Origin of the sequence: Citrobacter sp. Cpo030, assembly GCF_030333005.1 — a bacterium.
GTDB classification, from domain to species: Bacteria; Pseudomonadota; Gammaproteobacteria; order Enterobacterales; family Enterobacteriaceae; genus Citrobacter; species Citrobacter portucalensis.
In genome coordinates this window covers 1-216 of record NZ_JAOWGT010000011.1, presented here as the reverse complement: position 1 = coordinate 216, position 216 = coordinate 1, and the positions used below count along the sequence as shown (strand labels likewise).

Below are 216 nucleotides of genomic sequence, written 5' to 3'. Positions count from 1 at the left end.
ATATATTGATGAGGGGCCGGCAAAGTATAAAATTCCTTCACACCAACATAAATAGTCATGATTATCTGCGCATCAGTGTAAATCATTGGATGACCAAGTTTGTCCCTTACCCATTTCTGGGACATTACAGGTTCAAGACCAAATGGCAGCGGATTAGGAAATAACCAATCCGTTTTATTTTCATCTTCTAACCGCAAAGTCACTTCTTCAAGATTT

General features: G+C 38.4%; 1 protein-coding gene. It reads right to left on the bottom strand.

Annotated features, from left to right (window positions below):
* Nucleotides 1-216, bottom strand: a 216-nt coding sequence (locus OGY37_RS00125) for a DUF6392 family protein (RefSeq protein WP_286619756.1), incomplete at both ends; no start/stop codon positions are given.